Annotated in this window: 17 protein-coding genes; 7 read left to right on the top strand and 10 right to left on the bottom strand. The window is 68.1% G+C overall.

Going from position 1 to position 26,875, the window contains the following annotated elements; translation table 11 throughout:
- Positions 1–319: 319 nt before the first annotated feature.
- The 6 genes from H681_RS11535 to H681_RS11510 all read right to left on the bottom strand — a co-directional run bounded on the left by H681_RS11535 (position 320) and on the right by H681_RS11510 (position 12,706).
- Positions 320–706, bottom strand: a complete 387-nt coding sequence (locus H681_RS11535) for a hypothetical protein (protein ID WP_236620515.1) — start codon at positions 704–706, stop codon at positions 320–322.
- Positions 707–879: 173 nt separating this feature from the next.
- A complete protein-coding gene (locus H681_RS11530) occupies positions 880–1,380 on the bottom strand; it encodes a porin family protein (protein ID WP_015477036.1) in 501 nt (166 codons plus the stop codon).
- 348 nt (positions 1,381–1,728) lie between these two features.
- Entirely contained in the window at positions 1,729–2,913 is a 1,185-nt protein-coding gene (locus H681_RS11525) for an HlyD family efflux transporter periplasmic adaptor subunit (protein WP_015477035.1), read from the bottom strand.
- Positions 2,906–5,053: a type I secretion system permease/ATPase gene (locus tag H681_RS11520; RefSeq protein WP_015477034.1), complete on the bottom strand. Its 2,148-nt coding sequence runs from the start codon at positions 5,051–5,053 to the stop codon at positions 2,906–2,908. The genes H681_RS11525 and H681_RS11520 overlap by 8 nt, the downstream gene beginning before the upstream one ends.
- Positions 5,043–6,317, bottom strand: a complete 1,275-nt coding sequence (locus tag H681_RS11515) for a TolC family protein (protein ID WP_015477033.1) — start codon at positions 6,315–6,317, stop codon at positions 5,043–5,045. The genes H681_RS11520 and H681_RS11515 overlap by 11 nt, the downstream gene beginning before the upstream one ends.
- Positions 6,317–12,706, bottom strand: coding sequence for an Ig-like domain-containing protein (locus tag H681_RS11510; RefSeq protein WP_041711929.1), 6,390 nt, complete (start codon positions 12,704–12,706; stop codon positions 6,317–6,319). Before H681_RS11510 ends, H681_RS11515 begins: the two co-directional genes overlap by 1 nt.
- A 476-nt stretch (positions 12,707–13,182) precedes the next feature.
- On the opposite strand from H681_RS11510, the gene H681_RS11505 reads away from it, so the two are divergent.
- The gene (locus tag H681_RS11505; protein ID WP_015477031.1) at positions 13,183–14,091 is read left to right on the top strand and encodes an MBL fold metallo-hydrolase; all 909 of its coding nucleotides are present in this window, start codon (positions 13,183–13,185) and stop codon (positions 14,089–14,091) included.
- Positions 14,092–14,184: 93 nt separating this feature from the next.
- On the opposite strand, the gene H681_RS11500 is transcribed toward H681_RS11505, so the two are convergent.
- Complete coding sequence (locus tag H681_RS11500; RefSeq protein ID WP_015477030.1) at positions 14,185–15,069, bottom strand: LysR substrate-binding domain-containing protein; 885 nt, start codon at positions 15,067–15,069, stop codon at positions 14,185–14,187.
- Positions 15,070–15,452: 383 nt separating this feature from the next.
- On the opposite strand from H681_RS11500, the gene H681_RS11495 reads away from it, so the two are divergent.
- Positions 15,453–17,003, top strand: a complete 1,551-nt coding sequence (locus tag H681_RS11495) for a nucleobase:cation symporter-2 family protein (RefSeq protein WP_015477029.1) — start codon at positions 15,453–15,455, stop codon at positions 17,001–17,003.
- 142 nt (positions 17,004–17,145) lie between these two features.
- Here the strand turns inward: H681_RS11495 and H681_RS25510 are convergent, their stop codons facing one another.
- On the bottom strand, positions 17,146–18,057 hold the full coding sequence (locus H681_RS25510) for a hypothetical protein (protein WP_157883316.1): 912 nt from the start codon (positions 18,055–18,057) through the stop codon (positions 17,146–17,148).
- A 367-nt stretch (positions 18,058–18,424) separates the two neighbouring features.
- Here H681_RS25510 and H681_RS11485 point away from each other — a divergent pair, with 367 nt between their 5' ends.
- Genes H681_RS11485 through H681_RS11475 form a run of 3 tightly spaced genes read left to right on the top strand, consistent with a single transcriptional unit; the run spans position 18,425 to position 22,021 of the window.
- Positions 18,425–18,895, top strand: a complete 471-nt coding sequence (locus tag H681_RS11485) for a DUF2271 domain-containing protein (RefSeq protein ID WP_015477027.1) — start codon at positions 18,425–18,427, stop codon at positions 18,893–18,895.
- A 14-nt stretch (positions 18,896–18,909) separates the two neighbouring features.
- Positions 18,910–21,072, top strand: coding sequence for a PepSY domain-containing protein (locus H681_RS11480; RefSeq protein ID WP_015477026.1), 2,163 nt, complete (start codon positions 18,910–18,912; stop codon positions 21,070–21,072).
- Entirely contained in the window at positions 21,056–22,021 is a 966-nt protein-coding gene (locus H681_RS11475; RefSeq protein WP_015477025.1) for an FAD:protein FMN transferase, read from the top strand. Before H681_RS11480 ends, H681_RS11475 begins: the two co-directional genes overlap by 17 nt.
- Before the next feature lie 2 nt (positions 22,022–22,023).
- Here H681_RS11475 and ptrR read toward each other — a convergent pair whose 3' ends face one another.
- On the bottom strand, positions 22,024–22,902 hold the full coding sequence (gene ptrR, locus H681_RS11470; protein WP_015477024.1) for a putrescine utilization regulator PtrR: 879 nt from the start codon (positions 22,900–22,902) through the stop codon (positions 22,024–22,026).
- A gap of 142 nt (positions 22,903–23,044) precedes the next feature.
- Between ptrR and H681_RS11465 the strand changes: the two genes are divergently transcribed.
- Together H681_RS11465 and H681_RS11460 are read left to right on the top strand one after the other, a co-directional pair.
- Complete coding sequence (locus tag H681_RS11465) at positions 23,045–24,430, top strand: NAD-dependent succinate-semialdehyde dehydrogenase (RefSeq protein WP_015477023.1); 1,386 nt, start codon at positions 23,045–23,047, stop codon at positions 24,428–24,430.
- 95 nt (positions 24,431–24,525) lie between these two features.
- Positions 24,526–25,233 carry a glutathione binding-like protein gene (locus H681_RS11460; protein ID WP_015477022.1) on the top strand — a complete coding sequence of 236 codons (708 nt, stop codon included), beginning with the start codon at positions 24,526–24,528 and terminating at the stop codon, positions 25,231–25,233.
- A 323-nt stretch (positions 25,234–25,556) separates the two neighbouring features.
- Here H681_RS11460 and qhpG read toward each other — a convergent pair whose 3' ends face one another.
- On the bottom strand, positions 25,557–26,873 hold the full coding sequence (gene qhpG / locus H681_RS11455; protein ID WP_015477021.1) for a flavin-dependent monooxygenase QhpG: 1,317 nt from the start codon (positions 26,871–26,873) through the stop codon (positions 25,557–25,559).
- Positions 26,874–26,875 lie beyond the last annotated feature (2 nt).

Genomic DNA, 26,875 nt, shown 5'->3' with positions numbered 1-26,875 from the left:
AAACGCCCGCCGAGGTGCCCCCTGGCGGGCGGAAGTGGGCGCGAGGGAATGTGCGCCCAGTGGCAGAGGCCCAGCGCAATGCCGATGGCAGACGCTGGCGACGGTGTTTCGCGACCTGCGGGTCAGGCCACCGGGAACGCGGGATCGGCAGCGGCCAGGGCGCTCCAGACACCGCCAAAACCCGCGCCGACGATCAGAATGTGCTGTTTCATTGCAGTCTCTCCCTGGATTGAGGGCGAACGAAGCCCCCGAAGCGCGGCGTGCAACACGCTTCGCGATGGAATGAAAGGAATGGCGGCTGACTGCGCGAGGCGCTCGCTCAGCTCAGGGAACACAGGTAGGCGGCGTCGAGCAGCTCACCCTTGTCCTGCCAGGCCGTACTCTGATAGGCGTTGAAGTGGCTGCCGCCGTCGATGGCGGTGACGTCCACGATGCCGCTGGCCTGGCGCGGATCGTCGCTGCCGACGAGGAGCCGGCCCGTGCCGTCGCCGGTGCTGATGAAGGTCTGGGCGCCAGGGGCGACCTTGCTTCCGACGCAGTCGAGATAGGCGACGTTGTCCCGGCGGGTGGTTCCGCCAAAGTTGTCCCAGCTGAGCTGGAGCTCGGAGGTCTGCGCGCAGCCCGCGAGGCTGCCGAGTGCGAGGAGGGAAATGCCGAAGGCGCTGCCAAGGGCATGGCGTTTCATCCCGGAGATTGAAGTGTTCATGCGATCGCTCCCGTGCTGTTGTTGGTCTTGCGGGTCACACGGGCTGATCTTCAGGCGCGATCCACGGCCGGACCACTCGATTCCATCGATAGTCACTCTGCCGGAAATCGATGGTTCGCACGCAGGCCGATGCAAGGGGAAGGAAGCGGCCTCTCCGCTCCCTTCCCGGCGGATCAGAACCGCCAGTAGGCCGACAGGGTGGTCTGGTCGAGATCGATGTCGCCGACCTTCAGGGTTTCCTGCTCCAGGCGCATCCCCAGGCCGCCCAGCACATCCATCTCCGCACCGTAGCCGTAGAGGGCATCCACATCCTCGGACTTGCCCGCCACATCGTCGTCGGCGTGCCAGGCGTGCACGCCCGCCGTGCCGAACAGGCGGATGCGCTGGCCGATCGGGAAGCCCAGACGCAGGCTGGCCTGCGCCGACTGGCCGTCGAAATGCTTGTCGCGATCGCTCATGTCACCGAAATCGACGACCGCCCCTTCGAACGCCAGGTAGTTGTTCAGGCGATACCCCGCATAGAGCTTGTAGCTGTCGTCCTTGTCGTCGAACCGGGACTCGTCGATTTCGGCACGAGTGACACCACCACCGACATAAAGACCGCTGTCATCCGCGAACGCCAGCGCCGGGGTCGACAACAGGAACAGGGCGGAAATCACTTTTGCAGCACGCATGAAAACTCCTTACCAGCGGCAACCACTGCCACTGGCACAAACTTGAAATGAATTGGATTCGGACAGGCGCCCATTGCCCCGGACGGGAATGGCGCACTTATCGCCGGATGGCGGAACGAATGAATAAGCGGAAGAACGTCGAGCCCGTTTGAGTCACCCTCTTTATCCAGAACAAGGCCGGATAATTAGACCCAACGGGATATTCGGCTGGCCATCGTAGGTTCTCGATAGTCGGGAAAGCGCCGGCTGGACGCGTCATCCGGCGCCGCCAACGTTCGGACGTGCCGGCCAGCTCCGGCGCCGCCGTTTCATCCCGTGGCGCTGCCCGAGCGAACCCACGGCAGCGGTTCAATACAGCCGCGCCTTGATCAGCGGACGCAGCAGATAGTTGAGCACGCTGCGCTTGCCGCTGAGGATGTCCACTTCCGCCACCATGCCGGGGATGATCGGCAGCACCTCGCTCCCCCGCTTCAACTGGCTGCCGTCGGTCCTGATCAGCACCTGGTAGTAGGACTCCTTGCCGTGCACGGTGTCCTCCTCGATGGTGTCGGCGCTGATCTGCTCCAGGGTACCCTTGAGGTCGCCGTAGAGGGTGTAGTCGTAGGCGGTGATCTTCACCTTGGCGGGCATGCCGGGCACCAGGAAGGCCACGTCGCGCGGCTTGATCTTCGCCTCCACCAGCAACTGCTCCTCCACCGGGATCACCTCCATGATCGCCTCTCCCGGCTGGATCACCCCGCCGCGCGTGTTGATCAGTACGGTGTTCACCCGCCCGCGTACCGGCGACAGGATCTCCGTGCGGCGCAACTGGTCCCGGCGCTGCTGCACGATGGGCTCCAGCTGGGTGAGCTGGGCCTTCTTCTCCGCGCGCTCGGTGTAGGCATCCTGGAAGTAGGTGTTCTTCAGTTCGGTGAGCTTGCCGTTGAGCGTGGCGATGTCCTGGCTGAGCTTCAGCGCCTCCATCTGGCTGACGGCGCGCTTCTCCACCAGCGGCCGGACCAGGTCGAGCTGGCTCTGCGCCAGGCGGACCTGCTTCTGCACGGCCTGGCTGCCTTCCACCAGCTTGGCCCGCCGGGAGTTGAAGAGCTCGCGCTCGGAGCGGGCCAACGGGCCAGCGGCGTCGATTCCCTCGGGGAACTCGATGCGTTCCTTGCCCAGCACCTCGGCATCCAGCCGCGCGATGGCCGCGCGCAGGACGGCGGCCTGGTTGGCCGACTCCTGGTAATTGGTGAGGAAATGGGTGTCGTCCAGCCGTACCAGGGGCTGCCCCACCTCGACGCGGTCGCCCTCCTTCACCAGCAGGCGGTCGAGGATGCCGCCCTCCAGGCTCTGGATCTTCTGGATGCGGCTGTAGGGCACCACGCGCCCGTCACCGCGCGTCACCTCGTCCAGCTCCGCCCAGGCCGCCCAGAGGATGGACAGCAGGACCACCCCGAGCAGGGTCCAGAGCAGCGGTCGGTAGACCGGGTGGGTCGCCGCCAGCAGCGGGTCGCCCAGTTGCCGGCGCAATTGATCGGAACCCGGCTCAGCCACGGACACCTCCTTCGGTGTGCAGCGGCGCCTGCACCTGGTTGCCCTGCACCACCTGGTGCAGCGGTCCGTCCATGATCACCTGGCCGTTGCGCAGGACCACCGCGCGGTCCACCAGGGCCAGCATGCTTTTCTTGTGCGTGGTCAACACCAGGGTGCGGCTGCCCAGCCACTGCTGCAGGTATTCGATGACGCGGTTTTCGCTGGTCTGGTCGAAGGCCGCGGTCGGCTCGTCGAGCAGCAGGATCGGCGGGTCCTGCAGCAGCACGCGCGTCAGGCCCACCGCCTGGCGCTGGCCGCCGGACAGGCTGGCGTTGCCCTGGATCGGCATGTCCAGGCCCAGCGGATGGGCGCGCACGAAACCGCCCAGGCCGACGCCATCGAGCGCCTCCAGCAGTTCCTCGTCGCTCAGCGCCGCATTCTCCAGATTGAGGTTGTCGCGCAGGGTGCCGTGGAACAGCGCCACGTCCTGCGGCAGGTAGCCGATGCCGCGCTGGCGGTCGGCGGGGTCGATCTGGCCGAGGCTGACGTCGTCCAGCAGCAGCCGTCCCGCCTGCGGGTCCAGCAGACCGCTGAGCAGGCGCAACAGGGTCGACTTGCCGGCGCCATTGCCGCCCAGCAGCGCAACGCGTTCGCCGGCCTGGAGGTTCAGCGCCTGCACGTCCACCACCGGCGCCCCCTCGCCGTGGGCCAGGCGCACGCCTTCGAGCCGGTAGCTGCCGCGCAGGCGCTCCCGGTGCACGAAACGCTTGCCCTCGGGGCGCTCCTGCTGCGCTCCCATCAACTGGTCCAGCCCTTCCATCGCCACCCGCGTGTGCTGCCAGCGGCCGAGGATACCGGCCGCCTGGGACAAGGGCGCGATGGCGCGCGAGGACAGAATCGAGCAGGCCACCAGCGCACCGACGGTCATGGCGCCGTCGCTGATCCGGTAGACCCCGGCGACCACCACGCCGACATAGCACAACTGCTGGATGATGCCCGAACCGTAGCTGAGCGTGGAAACCAGCGCCTGGGTCCTCAACGCCGTGCTGGAAAGCTGGCCGGTGAGCGTTTCCCACTGGTGCAGGCAGCGACCTTCGGCGCGGGTGGCCTTTACCGTCTCCAGGTGTTCGAAGGCTTCGAGCAGGACACTGTTCTTCATCGCCCCTTCGCGCAGGTTCTGCCGCGACAGGCGACCCAGCAGGCGCTGGGTCAGCAACCCCGGCAGCACCATCAGCACGCAGGCGGCCAGCACCACCCAGGCCAGCGGACCGCCGATCAGCGCGATGATCAGCAGGAAGATCGCCACGAACGGCAGGTCGCTGATCAGCGCGGCGCTGGACGAGGTGAAGAACTCGCGCACCGACTCGAACTCGCGCACCTGGGTGCTGAACGCGCCCATCGACGCCGGCCTGGCCGCCAGGCGGGTGCCCAGCACGCGGGAGAATAGCAGCGTCGAGAGTTGCAGGTCGAGCCGCTTGCCCAGCACCGTGAGCAGGTGCCCGCGCAGGATCCTCAGCACACCGTCGAGGCAGATCGCCAGGACCACGCCGCTGGCGAGGATCCACAGGGTGTCGAAGGCGCCGTTGGGTACGACACGGTCATACACCTGCATGGCGAACAGCGACGAGGCGACCGCCAGCAGGTTCGCCACCAGGGCCGCCAGGGCGACCTCCGCGTAGGAGCGCCGCAGCCGCCGCAGCGGACCGAAGAACCAGTGCTCCGGCTCCGCGCTGGCGTAGTCGCCGACACGCCCATCGGGACGGTAGCGGCATTTGGCGAACACCGCCGTGCCGGCGTAGAGCGCTTCCAGCTCGGCCAGCGCCAGGCGTTCGCTGCCGCCGTCGCTCTGCGGCACCAGCACGTCGGCCATGCCGCCGTCGAGTCCGGCCAGCACCAGCGTGCCGCCATCCTTGAGCAACAACAGTGCCGGCAGCAGGTAGGCGTCCATCCGCTGCAGCGGATATTCCGCCACCTGGGCGGTGATCTCCGCGCGGCGCAAGGCACGAGCCACCCGGTGCAGCGGCAGCCTCCCCTGCTCCAGGGCGATGCCGTCGGCCAGCTCGCCCGGACTGACCGGCCGGCCCAGTTGCCGGCACAGCAGCGACAATCCCTCGCGCAGCGGATCGACCGGCGCCTGGGACAGGTTCATTTCAGCTTCCATGATTCAACCGGTTCTCCAGCAGCGACCCCAGCAACCCGACCTGGGCCGCCGCCCGATATTCGATGCGCTTGCGTTCGATGTGCAGGTTGACCAGTTGGCGCTCCGCCTCGAAGCGTTCGCGCTGGACGTTGAGCAGGTCGATCACGTCGCGCCGCCCGACCTCGAACTGTTCACGGTACAACTCGCCCACCTGCTCCGACTCGCTGACCTGCTGGCTCAGCGACTGCTCGCGCCAACGCAGGGTCTCGCCGTTGTCGAACAGCGTCTGCAGTTGCCGGCGGATGTCGCGCTGCATCGCATCGGCGCTCCAGCGCGCCGACTCCAGGCGCTGCTGCGCGGCGGTCGGCCGGCGGAAGTTGGAAAGTCCCTGGAAGGTGTCCATGCGCAGCCGCAGGGCCAGCACCGAATCGCTTTCCGGGCGCCCGCCGACCTCGCGGCGCAGCGCCGTCGCCTCCAGGTTCAGTTGCGGCAGCAGCGCGCTCTTCGCCTCGCGCACGCCCGCTTCCGCGGCGTTGGCCTCTTCCACCGCCTTGCGCTGCAAGGGCGCGTCCTGGATCACCCGACTCAGGTCGCTGCCCGCCAGGTAACGCTGCAGCGAGGCCGGCTCCGGCTCCACCAGGTCGCCGGGGGCCTGGCCGACCAGCAGGGCGTACTGGTTGCGCGCATCCTGCAGGCTGCCTTTTTCCAGCGACAGCTGTTCCCCGGCCCGCGACAGTTCGAGGTTGGCGCGATCCAGCTCGCTGCGGTCGGCATAGCCGTCGCCGCCGCGCGCCTGGGTCATCTCGCGAATGCCGTCCAGGCGCTGGATATGCCGGCGCACCGTGTCCACCCGGCGCTCGGCGGCCAGCACGTCGAGGTAGGTCTCGACGATGTCCAGCGCCGCGTCGTCCCGCGCCACCAGCGCCGCCTCGGTCAGCCGGCGGCGGTCGGCGCTGGCGCTGTCCACCTTGCTCGACACCCGTCCCCAGTCGTACAGCATCTGCGAAACGGTGGCATCGTAGACGACTTCGCCGAAGTCGAACTCCTGCGGCCCGCCGGACAGGCTGACGGCTGGGTAGTAGCCGCCCTTGGCGATATCCACCTCGGTGCCGGCGCGCTCCGCCTCCGCCAGCGCGGAGCGCAACTGCGGATGGATCGCCAGCCCCGCGCGCACCGCTTCGTCGAGGGGAATGGCCGGCGCACACAGCGGCAGGCCAAGCAACAGCAGGCCGATGATGCTCTTCCCGCGGGACAGGGCCGGCGGGAAGTACTGCTTGCCAGCCATCAGACGGTCACCTGTACCGTATTGTCCTCGACCAGCAGGGTGGTACTGCCGAAGGTGTAGACATCGTAGGTAATGCCGTCGATCAGTTGCGTGGTACCGGTATTCACCGCGCCCACCACGTTCAGGGTGTCGTTGTTCTCGCCGGTGATCTGCAAGGTGTTGTTGGCATCGGTGACGGCATCCACCTCCGCCGCGGTCAGGGTCAGCACGCTACCCGAATCGCCCTTGCCGAGGTCGATGCGCTCGAGGTTGCTGAGCGTGCCGACGCCGACGGCGTTGTAGTCGAGGTCGATGCCGTTGGCCAGGACCAGGGTATCGAACCCGGCGCCGCCATCGATGCTGACGAAATCGGTCGCGGTGATCTGGAGGGTGTCGTTGCCGTTGCCGGCCACCACATGGTCGCCGGTGCCCACGTTGAAGACCAGGTCGCTGCCGTCGCCGCCGTTGATGTGCTCCGAACTGCCGTTGGCGCCGGACAGCACGTCGTCGCCGGACGTGCCGTTGACATCGATCTGGCCGATGTTCAGCGACAGTCCGTTGGGGGTCAGGGTGATCCCGTAGGCGGCGCTATCGCTGCCGTTGGAATCGGTGGACACCAGGTTGAACGAGATCCTCGAGCCGAGATCGAGGATGTCGGAGACGTTCAACCCCAACTGGGTGAGGATGGTCGGGCTCAGCAGGTTCAGCGAGAAGTTTCCGGACGAGTCCGCCTGGATCGGCAGCAACTCGACGTTCAGCGCCGGGGTGATGACCCGGATCACCACGCTGGAGTCCGGCTCGCTGGTACCGCTGAAACCGAATCGCGGGTTCAGCGGGTTGAGGCTGACGTCGAGGCCGAAATTGCCGATGGTCACCGGCTGCTCGATGCTGGTGCCGACGCCGATGCTCGCCACGTTGCTCGGGTTGCCGGCCGGGTCGCGGCCGACCACCGAGACCTGGGCGTCGAGCAACTGGTCCCAACTGAAGTCGATGTCCAGGTCGGTAAGCAGGTTCAGCGACGCCAGCCCGCTGTTGTCGGCGGTCACCGTGGCGGTGGCGGTCACCCCGCCGACGCCGGCGGTGACCGTCAGCTCGGTGCCCGGCTCCGCCGAGATGGTCAGGATGTTGCCGACCAGGGACAGCACCGGGGTCGCCGGTGGAATGGTGTCGATGGTGAACGGCACCGGGGTCGACGCGGTGCCGCCGTTGATGTCGGCGGTAATGGTCGAGGCGCCCTCCGGGAACGGTCCGCTGGAAGGCGTCAGGGTCAGGGTCACGTTGCCGGCGGCGATGTCGCCGGCGTTGAGGGTATGGCTGACCTCCGCCTCGTAGCCACCCTGCCCGGCGAACTTGAGCATGACCACCTGGCCGACCTGCATGGTCGGGCGGACCGTCACCTCGACCTGGATGCCGTCGCCGATCTCCGCGGCGTTGACCCAGGTATCGGCGGCTTCCGCCACACTGATGGTTGGCGGCGCCAGGTCAGGGCCGTTGATGGTGCCCGGTCCGCTGACGTTGCCGGCGGCGTCCACGACGACCCCGGCGATCAGCTCGCCGGTGATCAGCGGCGGCGCGAACGGCAGGCTGAAGTTGCCGCTACCGTCGACGTTGACCGTGATCGGGTTGGCGCTGTCGCCATTGACCACGATGCGCACCTGGCTGTTCGGCTCGGCGATGCCGGTCAGCAGCGCGCCGTCGGCGCTGATGCTCAGCAGCGGAGCGGATGGCACCACCGAGTCCACCGTGGTGCTGGCCGGACCGCTGGCGTTGTCGGCGGCGTCCTCGGCGACGGCGTTGATCAGCGTACCGTTGGGCAGCGGCGTGCCGGGGGTGAAGGTCCAGTTGCCGCTGCCGTCGGCGGTGGTCTCGCCGATCGGGTTGCCGTTGCCGTCGGTGAGGATCACCTTGGCGCCGACCTCGGCGGTCCCGGTGATCACGCTGCCGTTGCTGGCATTGATCACCGGCGTGGCCGGAGCCACCGTGTCCACCGTGGCGCTGGCCGGGCCGCTGGTATTGCCGGCCGGGTCCTGGGCCACGACGTTGACCACGGTGCCGTTGGCCAGCGGTGTGCTCGGAGTGAAGCTCCAGTTGCCGCTGCCGTCGACGAGGGTCTGGCCGATCGGGTTGCCATTGCCATCGGTGAGGATCAGCCGGACGCCGGGTTCGGCGGTGCCGCTGAGTTCGACACCGTTGCTCGGGTCGATCACCGGGGTGGCCGGGGCCACCGCGTCCACCATGCTGCTGACCGGACCGCTGGTGTTGCCGGCGGCGTCCTGGGCCACGGCGTTGACCAGCGTGCCATTGGCCAGCGGCGTGGCCGGGATGAAGCTCCAGTTGCCGCTGCCGTCGGCGCTGGCCTGGCCGATCGGGTTGCCGCCGCCGTCGGTGAGTATCACCGTCGCACCGGCTTCGGCGGTACCGCTGATCACTGTACCGTTGCTCGGATCGAGCACCGGGGTGGCCGGGGCTACCGCGTCCACCGTGGCGCTGGCCGTGCCGCTGGTGTTGCCGGCCGGGTCCTGGGCCACCGCATTGACCACGGTGCCGTTGGCCAGCGGGGTAGCCGGGGTGAACGTCCAGTTGCCGCTACCGTCGGCGGTGGTTTCACCGATCGGGTTGCCGCTGCCGTCGATGAGGATCACCTTGGCCCCGGCTTCCACGGTACCGCTGATGACCACGCCATTGCTCGGGTCGAGCACCGGCGCCGGCGGGGCGACGGCGTCGACGGTGACGCTGCTCGGCCCACTGGTATTGCCGGCCGGGTCCTGGGCCACCGCATTGATCACCGTGCCGTTGGCCAGCGGCGTGCCCGGCGTGAAGCTCCAGTTACCGCTGCCGTCGGCGGTGGTCTGGCCGATCGGGTTGCCGCCGCCATCGGTGAGGATCACCGTCGCGCCGGCCTCGGCGGTGCCACTGATGTCGCTGCCGTTGCTCGGATCGATCAGCGGCGCCGGCGGGGCCACGCCATCCACCGTGATCATCGCCGGCGAGCTGTCGGCGTTGCCGGGACTGCGCGCCACCACGTTGACCACGGTGCCATCCGGCAGCGGGATGCCCGGGGTGAACGACCAGTTGCCGCTGCCGTCGGCGGTGACCTGGCCGATCGGGTTGCCGTTGCCGTCGGTGATGATGACAGTGTTACCGGCGTCGGCGGTGCCGCTGATCACCGAGCCGTTGCTCGGGTCGACCTGCGGAGTCGACGGCAGCGAGGAATCTACCGTCGTGGTGCCGGGCGGGCTGGTGTTGCCGGAGGCGTCGGTCGCGGTCACGTTGACCACAGTGCCGTTGGGCAGTTGCGAGCCGGGCGTGAAGGTCCAGTTGCCGCTGCCGTCGGCGGTGGTCTGGCCGATCGGGTTGCCGTTGCCGTCGGTCAGGGTGACGGTGCTGCCCGGCTCGGCAGTACCGTTGAGCAGGTTGCCGTTGCTCGGATCGACCACTGGCGTGTTCGGCGCCACAGCGTCCACGGCAGTGCTGCCCTGCGGGCCGGTATTGCCCGCTGGGTCCTGGGCCAAGGCGTTGACCACCGTGCCGTTGGCCAACGGGGTGCTCGGCGTGAAGGCCCAGTTGCCGCTGCCGTCGGCGGTGGTTTCGCCGATCGGGTTGCCGCTGCCATCGGTGAGGATCACCTTGGCCCCGGCCTCCGCGGTGCCGCTGATGTTCGTGCCGTTGCTCGGGTTGACCACCGGCGCGGCCGGCGCCACCGAGTCCACCGTGGTGGCGGCCTGCGGGCCGGTATTGCCGGTCGGATCGGTGGCCGTGGCGACGATCACCGTGCCATTGGCCAGCGGTGTGCCCGGCGTGAAGCTCCAGTTGCCGCTGCCGTCGGCGGTGACCTGCCCTATGGGGTTGCCGCCGGCATCGGTGAGGGTCACGGTGGCACCGGCCTCGGCGGTGCCGCTGATGACGACGCCGTTGCTCGGGTTGATCACCGGCGCCGGCGGCGCGCTGGAATCGACGGTCACCGTCGCCGGCGGGCTGCTGTTACCGGCGGCGTCCTGGGCCACCACGTTGACCACGGTGCCGTTGGCGATCGGCGTGGACGGGGTGTAGGTCCAGTTGCCACTGCCGTCGGCAGTGACTTCGGCGATCGGGTTGCCGTTGCCGTCGGTCAGGGTCACGCTGCTGCCCGGTTCGGCGGTGCCGCTGAGGCTGCTGCCGTTGCTCAGGTTGACGGTCGGCGTGGCCGGCGCGATGGCGTCCACGGTAGTGCTGCCCTGGCCGCCGGTGTTGCCCGCCGGGTCGGTAGCCGTGGCGTTGACCACGGTTCCATCCGCCAGCGGCGTGGACGGGGTGAAGCTCCAGTTGCCGCTGCCATCGGCGGTGACCTGCCCGATGGGGTTGCCGTTGCCGTCGATCAGGGTCACGGTGGCGCCCGGTTCGGCGGTGCCGCTGATCTCCGCGCCGTTGCTCGGATTGACCACCGGCGCGGCCGGCGCCACCGAGTCCACGGTGGTGCTGGCCGGAGCGCTGGTATTGCCGGTCGGGTCGCTGGCCGTGGCGTTGACCACCGTGCCGTTGGCCAGCGGCGTGCCCGGCGTGAAGCTCCAGTTGCCGCTGCCATCGGCGCTGACCTGGCCGATCGGGTTGCCGTTGCCGTCGGTGAGGATCACGCTGCTGCCCGGTTCGGCGGCACCGCTGAGCGTGGTGCCGTTGCTCGGGTTGACCACCGGAGCCGCCGGGGCCTGCGAGTCCACGGTGACGCTGGCGCCCGGGCTGCTGTTGCCGGCGGCGTCCTGGGCCACCACGTTGACCACGGTGCCGTTGGCGATCGGCGTGGACGGGGTATAGGTCCAGTTGCCGCCGCCATCAGCGCTGACTTCGGCGATCGGGTTGCCATTGCCGTCGGTGAGGATCACGGTGCTGCCCGGCTCGGCGGCGCCGGTGAGGCTGCTGCCGTTGCTCAGGTTGACGGTCGGCGTGGCCGGCGCCACGCCATCGACGGTGGTGCTGCCCTGCCCGCTGGTGTTGCCCGCCGGATCGGTGGCCGTGGCGTTGACCACGGTTCCATCCGCCAGCGGCGTGGACGGGGTGAAGCTCCAGTTGCCGCTGCCGTCGGCGGTGACCTGTCCGATCGGGTTGCCGCTGCCATCGGTCAGGGTCACGGTAGCGCCCGGCTCGGCGGTGCCACTGAGGCTGCTGCCGTTGCTCGGGTCGAGCACCGGCGCGCCCGGCGCCGTCGAATCGATCGTTACCCAGGCCGGCGCGCTGGCGTTGCCAACGGTATCCGTGGCCACCGCCGCGATCACCGTGCCATCGGGCAGCGGGCTGTCCGGGGTGTAGCTCCAGCGGCCATTTCCATCGGCGGTGACCTGGCCAACGGGGTTACCGTTGCCGTCGGTCAGCGTGACGGTCGCACCGGCTTCGGCGGTACCGCTGACATGCGTACCATTGCTCAGTCCGATGACGGACAGGGTCGGCGCCACGGCATCGACGGTGAGGCTGCTCGCCGGGCTGTCATTGCCAAAGGCATCCCTGGCCACCGCGTAGACCCGCATGCCATCGGGGAGCGGCTGGGACAGCGTGAGCGACCACTTGCCATCGGCATCGGCCGTGGCCTGGCCAAGCGGATGCCCGTTGCCGTCGGTCAGCACCACCGTCATGCCCGCGGCCGCGGTGCCGGCAATGACACGGCCGTTGCTGGCCTCGACCTGCGGCGCATCCGGGAAGTCCGGCGCCTGCACGCTGGCCACCGGACTGCGGTTACCCGCCGGGTCGGTCACCACCACGCTGATCGCCTGGCCACCGGTCAATGGCGGATTCAGGCCCACCTCGAAGCGACCGTTGGCGTCCGCCACCACGCTCAGCTCCGCCACGCCGTCGCCATTGGTGTCCACGCCAACGCTGGCCCCGGCTTCCGCATGCCCGGACAGGCGCGTGCCATCGGTGGAAATCTGCAGGTCGGTCGCCGCGTGCGGGGCGCTGGTGTCCGGCGCGGGCGCCGAGTCGCCCCCGCCGCCACCACCGCCGCCGCCGCTGGCCAGCGCTACGCCGCCGCCCACCACCGCCAAGGCGGCCAGCGCCGTGGTGGTCGCGCTCATGCCGGCAAGGCCGGACGAGTCGCTGGTCAGCGAGTCGAACCCGGCTGCCACCGGCTCGGGAGCATAGGTCGCCGCCATCGTCCCTTCTCCGGCTACGGGCAACTGCACAGCCACCAGTTGCCCCTCTTCGACGAGGAACAGTTCGCTGGGAGGCTGCCCGGCCGCATAGAAATTGGCGATACGCAGGGACTCGCCATTCTTGAGATGAACGACGAGGTCTGAACCTTCACGGGAGTATTCGGCAACCGCGTCCCTGGGAACCTGCAGCGCAACCTTGCTGCGCTGGTCGAGGACCAGCCGGCCATCGAGCTGGACGGTGGGAGACGTACTGACGGATTGAGCAGACGGAACGACTTTCGCTGGAATCGACATCCACGGTTCTCTCTTGTACGCGATGGACGCAGCCAGTCACGCAGGAGGAACCCCGGAAGCTCATGCACGGATGGGCGTTACAATCCCTGAGCTCGTATGCGGAAATTCCCTGACGTGTCGTTCTGCCTGCCCCTGCCGAAGCCCCTAACAGCCTGCAGTCCAACCACATCCCGCGTTGAAGCGACTAGTGCTATCGCTTTTGTTGTAAAGCACTCATTACACAGGATCACCGCCGACGCTGTCCATAGCTCTCTTGGACGGACGTACCACGGCGCCGGGGGCGGGCCGTGGCTTCGGGCCCTCCACTGAAGACCGCCGCGCAGGCGGTCCCAGCCGCAACATGCTTTAGCTGCCCTGAAGTCCGAGCCTTTAAAAAACGTGCATTGAAGTGCGCTCGCCCGGACGGTGAGATGGGCCCGGCAGAACACGCTCTGCCAACAACCGATCCGGAACAACAAAAAAGAGGTTCACCCCCCATGCGAACATTCTTCAAGGTGCTTGCCCTGGCCTCCACCGCGCTGCTGAGCGCGCCACTCCCGGCCCTGGCGGGCGACGGCGCCAAGGCGAATGCGGAAGCCTTCGTGGTACACAAGCTCAGCGACTTTCTCTATGCGATCGGCGAGCCGAACTACTACCAGAAGAACTACTCGTACCTGCTGGTGGGGACGGACCAGGCGCTGATGTTCGACTCGGGCGCCAACCAGAAGGAAGACATCACCCAGGTGGCCCGACGCATCACCGACAAGCCGCTGTCGGTGCTGCCCTCGCACCTGCACTTCGACCACCTGGGCGGGCTGCACAACTTCCAGAGCATCTACCTGCCGGATACGCCCTTCACCGCGAAATTCCGCCGCGCCGACGGTCTCTACCAGATACCGGAGCCGGTCTACCTGGGCAACATCGACCACATGACCCTGGCGCCCTTCAAGGTGTCGCGGCTGGTGAAACCCGGTGAGGTGATCGACCTGGGCGGTCTCAAGGTGCGCCTGCTGAGCATGCCCGGCCACACGCCGGACGAAGTCGTGCTGTATGACGAGGCGCACAACATCCTGCTCTCCGGCGACCACCTCTATCCGTCCTGGCTGCTGGCGGGGAACCTGAAGGATTACGTCGCCTCGCTGGACGCCACGCTGAAGGTGATCAACCCACAGACCACCCTCTACGGGGCCCACGCCGACGAGGATCCGAGCAAGGTGCCGGCCATGACCTACGCCGACGTCGTGGCGATTCGCGACAAGATGCAGCAGATCCAGGCTGGCCGCGCCAAGGGCGAAGCCTTCAGCGACCAGGAGCTGATCAAGAGCTCGGAGCTGTACAAGGTGGAGAAGGACATCAGCATCCTCACCGACATCCAGTTCATCGATGGCCGCGGCTACGGCTACTGAACGCAGCTCTTTGTAGGACCGAGGGGAGGCCCAGACAGCCTTTTTACAGGTTCGCCCAACCCGCAGTAGAAAACCGGACTCCCCGGCCGAGCCCTACTCGCCTATCGACAGCAACCAGTCGATGAACGCCCGGACCTCCGGGCGTTGGCGTTTTGCCTCGGAGCAGACGACGTAGTAGTTGTGCACCGCCGCCACCGAGATCGGCAGCGGGCGTACCAGCCGGCCTTCGTCGAGGTCGCGCTGCGAAACCGTCTCATCGCTGAGCGCCACGCCGAAACCATCCCGCGCGGCCTGCAGCACCATGCCGAAGTCCTCGAAATGGATGTCCTCGGCGCCGCCACGGCTGAACCCGGCCTCGGCCAGCCAGTGCTGCCACTGGCTGCCGTCGTCTTCGTGCAGCAACCGGTGCCGCACCAGGTCCGCCGCCTCGCGGATGGCCTGCGGCCCACGCAGGAACTGCGGACTGCACACTGGCGTCAGGCGGATGCCATGCAGCAGCCGCCACCAGAAGCCCGGCCAGGGCGGCGTGCCATAGACCACCGCGACATCGGCGCGGCGCCAGTCCACCTGGTGAAATCCGGTGGCGGCAATCACCCTCAGGCTGATCGCCCGCGAATCCTCCATGAAACGAAACAGCGACGTGGCCAGCCAGGTAACGCCGTCCGCCGGAGGAATGGAGAGCGTGATCCCGACCCGCTCCGGTTCCCGCTGGCCACCGGCGCGCAATGCCTGGACAGCCTCGGTGATCTCTCCCATCGCGCTGGCGACGCGCTTCTGCAATTCCCGCCCGCTGGCGGTCAGCACCAGTTGCCGACCGCTCTTCTCGAACAGTTCGACGCCCAGGCTGCCCTGCAGCGACTTGATCTGCTGGCTGACCGCGCCGGTAGTGACGTGCAGCTCCACGGCGGCCGCCGCCAGGTTGCCCAGCCGGGCAACGCTCTCGAACACCCTGAAGCTGTGAAGTGGAGGAAGCGCCATCGTTGCTCCGTTGTTGCGACCCGCTCGACCGTGGCGAAGGGTTATATCAGGAGCGGTCGCCGTGAGGGAACGGGCCAGGCAACGATCGGGGCCATGAGCACGACGGATGCGGGTCTGGATAGCTGTATTGGCAGGTGCCCATATCTTTTTGTACCCACATCTAATCCTTTTTGAGCGCAATGTATATACCATATCGTGTACATCAATATCGACATCGTTAGCTCTACAAGATTCCCATCCCAGAGGCATTCGCGATCCGCCAGCGTGTAACCGATCGGTCAGATTTCGGACCATCGGACAAAAACATGTATACAAATCAGTAGATATTTCATACGGATTTTGTCTACAGTGCCCACACAACAAAAACAAGCGAGTCCTCAGTCATGAATGATCGTTCAGCTGTAGCGTCCGTCGGAACACGTCCGGAAGATGAGAACCTCGGTATCGGCGCCAATCTGGCGTACGGCCTGCAACACGTTCTGACCATGTATGGCGGCATCGTCGCCGTGCCCCTGATCCTCGGCCAGGCGGCCGGGCTCTCACCCAGCGAGATCGGCATGCTGATCGCCGCCTCGCTCTTCGCCGGTGGCCTGGCCACCCTGCTGCAAACCCTGGGCATCCCCTTCTTCGGTTGTCAGTTGCCGCTGGTGCAAGGCGTGTCCTTCGCCGGTGTGGCCACCATGATCGCCATCCTCGGCGGTGGCTATGAAGGCGGCGGCCTGCCGGCCGTGCTCGGCGCGGTGATAGCGGCATCGTTCATCGGCTTCCTGATCACACCGGTGTTCTCACGCATCACCAAGTTCTTCCCGCCGCTGGTCACCGGCATCGTGATCACCACCATCGGCCTGACGCTGATGCCGGTCGCCGCGCGCTGGGCGATGGGCGGCAACTCCAAGGCCCCGGAATTTGGCAGCATGGACAATATCGGCCTGGCCGCCATGACCCTGGTGATCGTCCTGCTGCTGAGCAAGCTGGGCAGCGCCACCATCTCGCGCCTGTCGATCCTGCTGGCGATGGTGATCGGCACCCTGATCGCCGCCGCCCTGGGCATGACCGACTTCTCCCGCGTGGCCGAAGGCCCGATGGTGGCGATGCCGTCGCTGTTCCATTTCGGCATGCCGACCTTCCACATCGCGGCCATCATCTCGATGCTGATCGTGATCATGGTGACCCTGGTGGAAACCTCGGCGGACATCCTCGCCGTCGGTGAAATCATCGGCACCAAGGTCGACTCCAAGCGCCTGGGCAACGGCCTACGCGCCGACATGGCCTCCAGCATCATCGCGCCGATCTTCGGTTCCTTCACCCAGAGCGCCTTCGCCCAGAACGTCGGCCTGGTCGCCGTGACCGGCGTGAAGAGCCGCTACGTGGTGGCCACCGGCGGCCTGATCCTGGTCACCCTCGGCCTGCTGCCGGTGATGGGCCGCGTGATCGCCGCCGTGCCCACCTCCGTCCTCGGCGGCGCCGGCATCGTGCTGTTCGGCACCGTGGCGGCCAGTGGTATCCGCACCCTGGCGACCGTGGACTACCGCAACAACATGAACCTGATCATCGTCGCCACCTCCATCGGCTTCGGCATGATCCCGATCGCCGCGCCCAGCTTCTACGAGCACTTCCCGAGCTGGTTCGCCACCATTTTCCACTCGGGCATCAGTTCCGCGGCCATCATGGCCATCGGTCTGAACCTGCTGTTCAACCACTTCAAGACCGGCAACTCGGATCAGCAGTCGGTGTTCGTCGCCGCCGAGGAGCGCACCCTGCGCTACCGCGACATCGCCGCGCTGAACGAAGGCGACTACTTCCAGAACGGCAAGCTGTACGACTGCGATGGCAAGGAAGTCCCGCTGGTTCACGATGATCATGACGATCGCGACGACCACCACGCCTCCGCTCACAAACGCCCCTTGCGCGAGGCGGAAAACAGCCACGTCTGACCCGGCACCGCGCACAAGAAGCCCCGCACCCGCGGGGCTTTTTCCGTTCTGTAGGAGCGAGCTCGCTCGCGAACGGAGTCCTGCCGGACACCGGTGCCAGGCGGTTCGCGAGCAGGTTCGCTCCTACAGACCCCGGCAGGCCCTACCGGTGATCGTATATCGCCATTTCCTCCTCGATGGGCGCCCTCAGCGCCGCCACGGGAGCGACATCGACCGCCGCCACCGGCCCGCCGACAGCCAGCATCAGCGGCGCCGACGATCCGCCGCCGGGCGGCGGATTGACCACCGCCACCACCAGGGCGCCAGCCTGCGCCACATCCTCGGGCAGCAACTGGAAGGCCAGCCGGGTGCTGTCGGCCAGCGTCGTCTCGCGCCCCTCCCCGTTCACCTGCACCCGCGCACCGCGGGCGAACCCCGTACCGCGCAGATTGATGTAGGTCGCCTGCGGGCCGGCAATCGGTGGTTGCGCATCGATGATGCAGGCGACGGGGTTCTCCAGGACATCCTTGCGCTTGGCGTCGCTCGCCGCCCTGCGGGTGCGGAACAGGCTGTCGAAGAGTTCGCTGAGCTTGTCGGTGGCCTGCTTGGCGAACATGCCGGCCAGGCAGGCCATGCCGATCAGCCCGTGGAGGTTGACGTTGCTCGCCTCGCCGGACGCGCTGACAGTGAGGAAGCCGCCACGGACAATCAGGTAGAGGATCACCGCGAGAATCATGCCGATGAAGGGCTTGAGCACGTACCACCAGATCCAGCTGGCCATGAAGCGCTCATTGCCGACGAAGTCGCCGAAGGACTTGGCCACATGCACGAAGCTGCCCAACCCGCCGGCGACCATGACCATCGCCAGCAGCCGCGCGTCCGGCCCCGGACACCAGCCGGCCAGGCATTGCACGCCGGAGTCGCCGACCGCGCCCGGCGGCGGAAACCTGGGATACAGCTGCGGCCACAGGGCCACCAGCAGGCCGGCGAGCACCAGCGCAAGGCAGACCAGCCCTGTGCCCATGACACCGATCTGGAATGAGTTGGCGCGGCGGCTCTTGCTGCGTGTGTCCATCATGCGCTCCGGGCGAAGGGCCAACGGGAAGAAAGCGCCCTGCCGCGAAGAGCATTTGCCGCCTTCGCACGACGGACAGAGAAGCACACGTTAGCGCAGCATGATGGCTCTGCAAGGGGCAATTGCGAGTATTTCGCGACTGTCTCCGCCGCGATACGTAGCACCGTTGAAACAGTGCCCGGAAGGCCCCGTCCCAGGCCGCTGTCGGCCCCGGCGGGCGACTCGTCCGGTAGTCCGATAACGGACAGAAGACACCGCGCCCTAGCAGAGTTTTCTGAATGCAGTCTGAAGCGCCACTCCGGGAAGGTTCAGCTTTATTTAAGCGCCCGCGCCCAGAGTAGAGCCTCCCCCCGCAGGAGACTCCATCATGAAGACTGCCGTAGCCACCCTGGCCGTCGCTGGCGCTCTCGCCGGCCCGGCGCTGGCTGAAGCCCGCGAGCTCACGCTGAGCACCACCCTCGACGAATACCGTGGCGACAAGGCCTACCTGGCCATCTACCTGACCGATGCCGACGGCCAGTACCAGCGCACGCTGTGGGTCGCCGGGCGCAAGGCCAAGTACTACAAGCACCTGGCCGACTGGGCCCGCGGCAGCGGCCTGCGCACCGCCGAGCTCGACGGCCTGAGCGGCGCCAGCGTCGGCAGCGGCGACACCCTGGAAGTCTCGGTGGAGGTGGCCGACAGCCTGATCGACGCCGGCTACCAGATCCGCATCGACAGCGCCGTGGAAGACAAGCGCTCCAACCGCGCCGAGGTGCAGGTGCCGCTGACCCGCGACGGCGCCGGCAAGGACAACGCCGGCAGCGGCTATGTCTCGGCCTTCCGCTACCAGCTTTGAGGACGGAGGCCGCCATGCTTCGTCGACTGCACGCCTGGCCCGGCATCCTGCTGGCCGCCCTGCTGCTCCTGCTGGCCGGTAGCGGCGCCCTGCTCGCCACCCAGCCCCTGGCCGAGCGCCTGGCGGCCGGCGGGGAGCCGTCCCGCAGCGTGGCGCAGATCGCCGCGCAAGTGAGCCAGCAGGTGCCCGGCATCGAGCGCCTGGAGCGCCATGCCTCCGGCCTGCTGATCGCCTACGACGAGCAGGGTGCGCTGCGCATCTCCGCGCGTGACGGCTCGGTGCTGGACGCCTATGAACCCTCGCCGCTGTACCGCGTCGCCCACGACCTGCACCGTGCGTTGCTGCTGGGCGAGCCGGGGCACGCCCTGGCCGGCGCCGGCGCGCTCGGCATGCTCCTGCTGGGCGTCTCCGGCCTGATACTGCTGGCCCGTCGCCAGGGCGGCTGGCGCAAGCTGGCCGGCCCGGTTCGCGGCGACGCGGCTTCGCGCTGGCACAATCAGGTCGGCCGAGCCCTGCTGCCCGTGGCCCTGCTGTTCGGCCTGAGCGGCATCTACCTGTCGGCGGTGCACTTCGAGCTGATCCCCGATGGCTCGGACCAGGAACCGGCCTTCCCCACGCACCTGGCCCAGGGTACGCCGCAGGCTCCCGGCGAGCTCAAGGCGCTGCTCGATGTGCCGCTCCGGCAACTGCGCGAACTGGAATTCCCAGTCGCCGGGGCCTCCCAGTCCGCCTACACGCTGCGCACCGCCAAGGGCGACGGCTATGTCGACCCGGTCAGCGGTGAGCTGCTGGGCTACCTGCCCCACGCTCCGGCGCGTCGCCTGAACGAATTCATCTACGACCTGCACAGCGGCGAGCTGTTCGGCGCCGCCAGTCCCGTACTCGGCCTGGCGGCCCTGGGCGTGCCCCTGCTGGGCATCACCGGCCTGCTGCTGCTCCTGCGCCGTCGCCGCGCTCCCGTGCGCGACGCCGGGCAGGCGAGCGCCGACAGCGCCGAATGCGTGTTGCTGGTGGGCAGCGAGACGAACGGCACCTGGGCCTTCGCCCAGGCGCTGCAGGCCGCACTGGCGGCCGCCGGCCGGCGCGTGCACAGCGCCCCGCTGAAGCAGGGCGCGCGGGCATTTCCCGCCGCGCGCGAACTGCTGGTGCTGACTGCCACCTATGGCGATGGCGACGCGCCGCAGTCGGCCGTGGGCTTCCTCGACCACCTCGGTCATCTGCGCCTGCCGGCAGACGCGCGCTTCGCCGTACTCGGTTTCGGCGACCGGCGCTTCCCGCGCTTCTGCCAGTACGCGGCGGAGGTGGACGCCGCACTCGCCGGCCGGGGCCTGCAACGCCTGCTGCCGCGCCGGGACATGGAAGCCGCGCAGCCGCAAGACTTCTCCACCTGGACCGGCGAACTCGGCAACGCACTGGGCCTGCCCCTGCGCATCGGCGAGGTCGGCATGGCGCGCCCCGAGTCCCGTTTCAGGCTGATCGAGCGGCACCTGCACGATGCACCTGGCGACACCCCCCTGGTGGTGCTGCGCTTCGCCGCGCTCGGCAGCATCGCGGCCTACCAGGCGGGCGACCTGCTGGCGGTCCACACGCCCGGTGCTGCCGCGCCGCGCCGCTACTCGCTCGCCAGCGACAGCAGCGACGGCCTGCTGGATATCTGCGTGCGCCTGCGTCCCGGCGGCCTTTGCTCCGGCTACCTGCACGGCCTGCGGCCCGGCGATGAGATCGCCGCCACGCTGCAGCCGCACCGCGAATTCCGACCGCAGCCGGGCGAGACGCCGCTGATCCTGATCGGCGCGGGCAGCGGCATCGGCCCGCTGGTCGGCTTCGTCCGGCAGAACCGCTGCGAGCGCCCGCTCTACCTCTACTGGGGCGGACGGGTGCCGGAAGCCGGCGTGCCCTTCGCCCCCGACCTCGACCGCGCCCGCGCCGACGGCCGCCTGCGCGAACTGCGCATGGCGTTTTCCGCCGGCCCGCAGCGGGCCTACGTGCAGGACCACCTGCGCCGCGACGCAGCCGAGCTGCGCCAGCTGCTGGCCGCCGGAGCCCAGGTACTGGTCTGCGGCGGACGCGGGATGGCCGAGGGCGTGCGCAAGGCGATCGACGAACTGCTCGGCCCGCTGGCGCTGAGCGTGGAGCATCTCAGAGCCGGAGGCCGCTACCGTGAAGACCTTTTCTGAACCCGCAAGCACCGGGCGCTACGACTTCAACGGCGCCGTCATGGGGACGCGCTACCGCGCGCTGTTCTACAGCCCCGCCACGCTGGACCGGGAAGCGCTGGCGCAACAGCTGGAGCTCGCCGTCACCCAGGTGGACCGGCAGATGTCGAACTGGCGGCCCGACTCCGAACTGATGCGCTTCAATGCCTTGGAGGCGGGCACCTGGATGACCCTGCCGGCGGAACTGCTCTGGGTGCTGCACACCGCCATCCAGGTCGGCGCCGAGTCCGCCGGCGCCTTCGACATCGCGGTGGGCGATCTGGTCGACGCCTGGGGCTTCGGCCCGCCGGGCGGGTTCACCGACGATGCCCGGCGCGACGCGCTCCGCAGCCAGCCGAGGTCCAGCGCCGCAGCAGCGCTGGAGTTCGACTTCGAGGGCGGCCGCGTGCGCAAGCGCCATCCGGTGCAACTGGACCTTTCCGGCATCGCCAAGGGTTTCGGCGTCGACCAGTTGGCCCGCTGCCTGGAGGATCACGGCATCCACGATTATCTGGTGAGCATCGACGGCGAGTTCCGCGCGCGCGGCTCCAAGCCAGGCGGCCAGCTCTGGACAGTGGCCATCGAGCGCCCCCAGGCAGGCGTCCGCACGGCCCTCGGCGTGCTGCAGATGGGCGATGGCGCGCTGGCCACCTCGGGCGACTACCGGCATTTCCACGAGCGAGACGGAAAACGCTACGCCCACACGATGGATCCGCTGCGCGGCGCGCCGCTGGACAACGCCGTCGCCTCGGTCTCGGTGCTGGCGCCGACCTGCATGCTCGCCGACGCCTGGGCCACCGCGCTGATGGTGCTGGGTCCCGAGCGCGGCCCGCAGGTGGCGCGCGAGCATGGCCTGGGCGCGCTCTTCCTGCTGCGAGAAGGTCGCGGCCTGCGCCAGTTGTGGGTCGAGGACGAGCGCGCGACGGGCTGAGTTCAGGCGACCTCGGCGGCCGTCGATTCGGGCTCCAGCAGTCCGATGAACGCGCGAAGCGCCGGAGTATCGGTGCCGCGCCGCCAGAACAGCCAGGTGGTGGCGTCGGCATGATGCGGCGCCAGGCGGTGAATGGTCACGTTGCGACCGCCGGCGAGGCTGTCGAACATCGCCCGCGGGATGATCGCCACCCCACCGCCCGCCGCGATGCAGGCGAGCATGCCGTGGTAGGACTCCATCTCGACGATCTTGCCCGGCACCACCCGGTGCTCGGCGAACCAGCCCTCCAGGCGCTTGCGGTAGGAGCAGGTGTCGCGGAAGGCGAACACCGTCTCCCCCGCCACGTCCCGCGCGTCGTGCACCGGTGGGTGCGACCTGGCGCTCATCAGCACCAGTTCCTCGCGGTACACCGGCTGGCCGTCCAGTTGCGGGTGGTTGGCCGGGCCGTCGGCGAAGGCGGCGATGAAGCGGCCGGAGAGCACGCCGTCGATCATCTCGCCGGAGGGGCCGGTGGACAGGTCCAGTTGCACCTTCGGGCACTGTTGGTGGTAGCGCGCCAGCATCTCCGGGATGCGCACCGCCGCCGTGCTCTCCATCGAGCCCAGGGAGAAGCCGCCGTGGGGCTCGGCGCCCACCGCCACCTGCCGGGCCTCTTCCACCAGATCGAGGATGCGCTCGGCGTAATCGAGGAAGCTGCGCCCGGTCGGTGACAGGCGCAGACGCAGCTTCTCGCGGATGAACAGCTCGGTGCCCAGTTCCGCTTCCAGCTGCTTGATCCGCGTGGTCAGGTTCGACGGCACGCGATGTAGACGGGCCGCGGCGGCAGTGATGCTGCCTTCGGCGGCGACGGCGCGGACGATTTCCAGCTGGGTAAGGTCCATGATTCTCTCCGAGAGAAAGAGTCTTTCTTGATTATTCATTTTACATGAATGGTTGCGCATCTTAATTTCTGCGCCATCCCGGAGCCACCCGCCCGGACGAACGACCGGCCTTGCGCCTTAAACAGAACAAGCAGGACTCACCATGAACCAGATCGCCGCCATCCCCGCTGCCATCTCCCGCAGCCCCGCCACCGGCCAGGAACTGGCCCGCTACACCTTCGAGGACGCCGCCCAGCTGGAAACCGCGCTGGCTCGCAGCGATGCCGCGTTCCGCCAATGGCGCGACACCGGCATCGCCGAACGTGTCGCCGTGCTGCGCAAGATGGCCGAAGTCCTGCGCGCCAACGTCGAGCCGATGGCCCGCATGGAAGCCCGGGAAATGGGCATGCCGGTCACCCAGGCCCGTGGCGAGATCAACAAGTGCGCCAACCTCTGCGAGTGGTACGCCGACAACGGCCCGGCCATGCTCGAAGACGAGAAGACCCCGATCGAGGGCGCGTACATCTCCTACCTGCCGCTGGGCCCGGTACTGGCCGTGATGCCGTGGAACTTCCCCACCTGGCAGGTCATGCGTGGCGCGGTGAGCATCATCCTGGGCGGCAACACCTACGTGCTCAAGCACGCGCCGAACGTCATGGGCTGCGCCTATCAGTTGCAAAAAGCCTGGCGGGATGCTGGCCTGCCCGAAGGCGTGTTCGAAGTGCTGAACGTCGAGCCGCCGCTGGTCTCCAAGGCCATCGCCGATGACCGCATCGCCTCCATCGCCGTGACCGGCAGTGTCGGCGCCGGCGCCGCCATCGCTTCCCAGGCCGGTGCCGCGCTGAAGAAGTGCGTGCTGGAGCTGGGCGGTTCGGACGCCTTCATCGTGCTCGCCGACGCCGACCTCGACGCCGCGGTGAAAGCCGCCGTCGCCAGCCGCTTCGGCAACTGCGGCCAGGTGTGCATCGCAGCCAAGCGCATGATCCTGGAAGAATCCATCGCCCCGGCCTTCACCGAGAAGCTGCTGGCCGCCGTCAAGGCCCTGAAGATCGGCGACCCGCTGGCGGACGACACCTTCGTCGGCCCGATGGCCCGCTTCGACCTGCGCGAGGAACTGGACAGCCAGGTACAGCAGGCCATCGCCGATGGCGCCACCCTGCTGCTGGGCGGCCACAAGCTCGATGGCGAAGGCAACTACTACGCACCGACCGTGCTGGCCGACGTCAAGCCGGGCAATACCGCGTTCAAGAAGGAAATCTTCGGCCCCGTGGCCTCGCTGATCGTCGCCCGCGACGCCGAGCATGCCCTGGAGCTGGCCAACGACAGCGAGTTCGGCCTCTCCGGCGCCATCTGGAGCGCCGACAAGGCCCGCGCCCAGCAGATGGCCCGTCGCCTGGTCAGCGGTGGCGTGTTCATCAACGGCTTCTCGGCTTCCGATCCCCGTGTACCGATTGGCGGTGTGAAGAAGAGCGGCTTCGGTCGCGAGCTGTCGCACTTCGGCCTGCGCGAGTTCCTCAACCCGCAGACCGTTTGGATCGACCGCCAGTAAGGCTTATCCTCAGCGCCTCGCCCTACGCCGTTCTCCTCGGCGCGGGCGCTGTACGCCCCGGCGCCGTGCCGGGGCGTCCCACCCAAGGAGGTTCCATGATCGAGTTGTATTACTGGCCCACCCCCAACGGCCACAAGATCACCCTGTTCCTGGAAGAAACCGGCCTCGACTACCGTATCCACCCGGTGGATATCAGCGCCGGCGACCAGTTCAAGCCTGACTTCCTCGCCTTCTCGCCGAACAACCGCATGCCGGCGATCATCGACACCGCGCCCACCGACGGCGGCGAGCCGATCACGGTGTTCGAGTCCGGCGCCATCCTCGTCTACCTCGCGGAAAAGACCGGGCAGTTCCTGCCCAGCGACGTGCGCGGACGCAAGACGGTGCTGGAATGGCTGTTCTGGCAGGTCGGCGGCCTCGGCCCGATGGCCGGGCAGAACCACCACTTCGTGCAGTACGCGCCGGAGAAGCTGCCCTACGCCATGCAGCGCTACGTCAACGAGACCAACCGCCTGTACGGCGTGCTGGACCGGCGCCTGAAGAAGGTGCCCTTCCTCGGCGGCGAGCACTACAGCATCGCCGACATGGCCAGCTACCCGTGGGTCGTACCGTGGGAGCGCCAGCAGCAGGACCTCGACGACTTCCCGCACCTCAAGCGCTGGTTCGAAACCATCGCCACCCGCCCCGCCACCGTGCGCGCCTACGAGAAGGGCAAGCCCTTCCAGTCGCGGCCCTCGGTCACCGAGGAAGGCAAGAAGATCCTGTTCGGGCAGACGGCGGCCAGTCTGGGCAAGGACGACTGATCCGCTTCCTACGAGATCAGGAGCCCCTCACCCTAACCCTGGCTGCGCGCCCCGCTCCTCAAGCGGGAGAGGGAACCGTTCGGTGCAGGAGGAAGCCTAGGTGTCAGCCGGTACGGACTGCCCCCTCTCCCTGAGGGAGAGGGCTGGGGTGAGGGGGGAAAGTCCAGCGAGGAACTCCCTGAAAAAGACAGTTGCTCCTACAAAAGCCCCGCAGTCACTGTAGGAGCGAGCTTGCTCGCGAACCTGCCCGGCACCAGCGTCGCCGGGAACCTTGCTTCGCGAGCAAGCTCGCTCCTACGAAAAGCCAGTCCTAGGGCTTGTGCCTACGACTGCGGCCGATAGCCCTGCGCCAATAGCCAGCCCTGGAACGCCCGGCGGCGTTCCGGTGGCAGATCGGCCAGCACCTGGGCCTCGGGCTCCTCGCGAATCCGTCGCAGCCACGGCGCCAGCTCCAGCCCATCGAGGTGCCAGATGCCCAGCGGCTGGTCGACGCTGACCACCACTTCCGCCTCATCGACGAACTCGCCCTTGAGCACGGGGGCGCGCTCGATGCGCAGGCTGGCGAAGTCCGCCGGCGCGTGGCTCGGCTGCTTGTCAGGCCAGGCGCGGCGGGCCTGCCAGAACGGCTGGTCGAGCCACCGCTCTTCGCTGGCATAGAAATCCCGTCCGACGCGGGCGAAACGCAGGAACAACTGCTCGACCCGCCGCTGATGGAAGCGCTTGGCCAACTCCGCCCGCTCCGGCGCCCGCAGCAAGGTGTTGATCACCAGCGGCGCCTGCAACGCCGAAGACAGCGACTGGAAGATACCGTTGCCGGACAGCGGGTCCACCGCCATCGCCGCATCGCCCACGCGAATCCAGGTGTCGCCGCAGGCTTCCAGGCAGAGGATCGCCGTGCTGCTGCGGGCGTGCAGGTCCAGCTCGCGCTCTTCGATCTCACCGAAGAACTGGCGGACCAACTTCGATGCGGCGCGGCGCTCGCGGCAGTAATCCAGCAGTTGTTCGCGTGGCGGCAGCCGGCTGCTGGCGACATCCAGGGTCCACTGCCAGTAGCAGCGGCCATCTTCCAGCCGCGCCATCCATGCCCAGCCATCGGCCAGGCTTTCCACCGCCGTCGCCAGCGGGCCGGACGCGCCCTGCCAGCGATTGAGCAGGCTGAGGGTTTCCGGGCCGCGCCGGGCCTTGCTGCCCTTCTGGTTCAGTGGCGCCTGCCGGCCTCGGGCCTCGACCAGAAAGGCACCCTGCACTTCCCGCCCGCCCTCGAGCTTCGCACGCCAGCCGGTACCCTCATCCACCACCGCCAGCACCCGGGCTTCGATCAGCTCGACACCTGCCGCTTTCAGGTCCTCGCGCAGCCCCGCATCGAAGCGCGGGCGGTCGAGGATGCATTCGATGTTCTGCGCGCTTTCCACGCCGTTCCAGTGCACGCGCCGTTGCGAGGGTGGCGCGGCGCACTCCAGCGCGTGGTTCAGGCCGGAATTGCGCAGACCTTCCAGCACGCGCTGGGACACACCTTCCACGGCGGCGAAGCGGCGCCACTCGCTGATGACGATGACGGGATGACCGAGGCGGCGCAGGCCGAGGGCGACGGCGGCTCCTGCGGGGCCGGCGCCGAGGATCAGGATGGGGAGCTCGCTCATGC

This window comes from Pseudomonas sp. ATCC 13867, from assembly GCF_000349845.1.
Taxonomy (GTDB): domain Bacteria; phylum Pseudomonadota; class Gammaproteobacteria; order Pseudomonadales; family Pseudomonadaceae; genus Pseudomonas.
The sequence above is the reverse complement of the archived record's forward strand: the minus strand, read 5'-3'. Positions and strand labels throughout refer to the sequence as shown.